Genomic DNA, 3,039 nt, shown 5'->3' on the forward strand with positions numbered 1-3,039 from the left:
GCACCAATTCGGTGTGGGAGAGTAGGTCGTTGCCGGATAAAACAAAATATTCCACGGTAGCTCAATGGTGGAGCATTCGGCTGTTAACCGAAGGGTTGGAGGTTCGAGTCCTCTCCGTGGAGCCACTTTGAATGTAGGAGGTTGCAAAAGCGGCCTCTTTTTTATTGCTTGTTTTCACATAAGTTTATTTCCTAATATAAATATGTTAAAATAAAATATTAGAACATCTAAAATGGAGGAATATAAAAGAAGAATGAAGGAATTAAAAATTTATTATTAAGGACAAATACGTTAAAAAATAAGTTAATAATAAATAGTATACTTTTAGGTATAGTACACAGTTTGTTATAGCATATAGAATAATGATAATGAAAGCTGATTTAATACGTGGATATGCACTACATAAATATAATGAAAAGAGATATATAATGATAATTATTTTATTAATAGTTATAATTAACTTATATATAATAGATAGGTTTGTTAAGTCTGAACCAAATTATGGCGGTTAAAATAAGAGAAAAAGATATAATTCTAAATGGAGATATAATTTTTCAAACTGGGGATATTGTAACCATTCTTTCTACGGAAGAATGCTCGTGTAAATATAAAATGTTGTTGATAGAAAAAGCAACAAATAATACTTTAATACAATAGTTTTGGAGGCAAAGATATGGAACAAATCTTAAAAAAATTGAAATTCTTTTCTACTCTTGATGATGAGAGTCTAAAAACACTATCAAAAATTTTAGTAGAAAGAGAATATAAAAAGGGATGCAACATATTTGTGGAAGGGGAAAAGGCACAGGCTGTTTATGTAGTTAAAAAAGGAAAAGTAAAGATATATAAAACAAGTCAAGATGGGAAAGAACATATAATTCATATTATGACTGACGGAGAAGTGTTTGCAGAATCTTGTATATTTGAAGTTTGTCCATATCCAGCAAGTGCCGATGCCATTGAGGATACTATTGTATATGTAATAGATAATAAAAAACTTGAAGAAGTTCTTGAAAAGCATCCAAAGATAGCAGTTGAACTTGTAAAGATTATGGCAAAAAGATTAAGGATGGTTGCAGTTCAGATTGAAAATCTTTCTCTAAAGGATTCAACTCAAAAAACTGCCACATTAATAATGCATCTTTTTAAAATTAAAGGTGTAGAGATAAAGGAAGGTGCAAAAATTCAGTTAGACATTTCAAGAATGGATATGGCAAATATGGTTGGACTAACACGAGAAACATTAACAAGATCACTCTTTAAGTTCAAAAGCGAAGGAATAATTGATATAGATGGTAAGGAACTTACAATAATGGATTTGGATACTCTAAAAGATTTAACTTAATTAGTTTATATATAAACAATTAAAAATAAAGATTGATTAGCCCCATATAAAGGATTTAAAGGTATGCATTTTAAAGACTGTTAATTAATCTGGAAATCCTTTATTGGGGCTTTTTTGTATTTATAGTATTGTTATTTCTATTTTGTATGATGTTTAAAGTATCTCAGTTTTTTATTCTACCTTGATGAGTTTCTATCATATACAGGAGTGTCATCAATGCTGCTGGGTAAATTTATTTACACTCAAGGGTTTGTTCTACTAAGCTTAGATAGTTAATTTTTTATACATTAGTATTTTTTTATTATCTGTTATTAGAAGCAGATGGCTTGTATCAAGGAATTGTTAAAAATATTGTACCCTAATATAAAGTTTTGAGTAGTATATTAAGGGAAAATATAAGGCGAAGCAATATCTACTAAAAAGTTGATTAAATGGCATTAATAATTAAAACTATTATCAATTGAAAATAATTAATTTCATTTATTTAAGTTGATATTTCATTATTTAGAGCATAAAATTTATTATGTAACTTATTTCAATTGAAAAGGAAGTGAAATAAATGGAAAGAGAAAAAATAGGTACGCAAGTATCTTGGATTACAATAGCAATAAATACTTTTTTATGTATATTTAAAATAGTTGCAGGTATAGTAGGTAAGAGTGGAGCAATGTTAGCCGACGGTGTGCATACTTTATCGGATATTTTAGCTACATTTGTTGTAATATTAGGTCTTAAAATTTCATCAAGGCAGGAGGATGATGAACATCCTTATGGACACGAAAAATTTGAACCGGTATTTGCTAAGATAATTAGTATTATATTAATAATAACTGGATTTATGATTGGCTATGAAGGTATAGCAAAACTAATTTCAGGTGATATAGCTACACCTGGTAAAATTGCTCTAATTGCAGCGTTACTATCAATAGTAGTTAAGGAAGGTATGTATTGGTATACGATTATAGTTGCAAAAAAAATAAAGAGCTTATCTATGGAGGCTGATGCTTGGCATCACCGTTCAGATGCCTTCTCTTCAGTTGGAACATTTATTGGTATATTTGCAGCAAGAATGGGATATAGTTTTTTTGATCCGTTAGCTGCACTTATTGTGAGCTTTTTCATTATTAAGGTTGGCGTAGAGTTTTATGTAAAGGCAACTAAAGAATTAGTTGATGAGTCAGCAGATAAAGAGACTTGTAAAAGAATAAGAGAATTGACTTTATCTGTTGCTGGAGTAGAGGGAATTAAAAATCTAAAAACAAGAATCTTTGGGCATAGAATATATGTTGATTTAGAAATTTTAGTAGATGAAAACTTAACGGTTAGGGATGGACACCAAATAGCAGAGGATGTTCACGACGTTTTAGAGAACAGTATTGAAAACATAAAACACTGTATGGTACACGTTGAACCTAATATTTTAGAGGAATTACAACACAACCTGGAGTGTTGAAATAAGAAAAAGTAAGTAATATGATAAAAAGAGAAGAAATAATGATATAAATTTAAAATTTCTTCTCTTTTTCTTTATTAGATTTATAAATCGCGTGTTAATATATAAAAGTCGTCGCAAGGGCGGCGAAATAAAAAACAAAAAAGTAGTTGACATAATAAAAAAGACGTGATAAGATAAATAAGCGTCAACGGTCCTTGAAAACTGAACAGCGAGAGCGAACGTACCAAATAAGAAGCTA

General features: G+C 29.6%; 3 protein-coding genes and 1 tRNA gene. All 4 read left to right on the forward strand.

The genetic code is table 11. From position 1 onward, the window contains the following. The first annotated feature begins 50 nt into the window (after nucleotides 1-50). The 4 genes from A3M9_RS0112160 to A3M9_RS0112175 all read left to right on the forward strand — a co-directional run bounded on the left by A3M9_RS0112160 (nucleotide 51) and on the right by A3M9_RS0112175 (nucleotide 2,798). Nucleotides 51-125: transfer RNA gene (locus A3M9_RS0112160), tRNA-Asn, on the forward strand. A gap of 243 nt (nucleotides 126-368) precedes the next feature. Next, a complete protein-coding gene (locus tag A3M9_RS14735) occupies nucleotides 369-512 on the forward strand; it encodes a hypothetical protein (protein WP_156897914.1) in 144 nt (47 codons plus the stop codon). 161 nt (nucleotides 513-673) lie between these two features. Beyond that, on the forward strand, nucleotides 674-1,345 hold the full coding sequence (locus A3M9_RS0112170; RefSeq protein WP_027309422.1) for a Crp/Fnr family transcriptional regulator: 672 nt from the start codon (nucleotides 674-676) through the stop codon (nucleotides 1,343-1,345). 559 nt (nucleotides 1,346-1,904) lie between these two features. After that, complete coding sequence (locus A3M9_RS0112175; protein ID WP_027309423.1) at nucleotides 1,905-2,798, forward strand: cation diffusion facilitator family transporter; 894 nt, start codon at nucleotides 1,905-1,907, stop codon at nucleotides 2,796-2,798. Nucleotides 2,799-3,039: the final 241 nt, after the last annotated feature.

Source organism: Caloramator sp. ALD01 (genome assembly GCF_000472625.1).
In the GTDB taxonomy this organism is placed as follows: domain Bacteria; phylum Bacillota; class Clostridia; order Clostridiales; family Caloramatoraceae; genus Thermobrachium; species Thermobrachium proteoclasticum.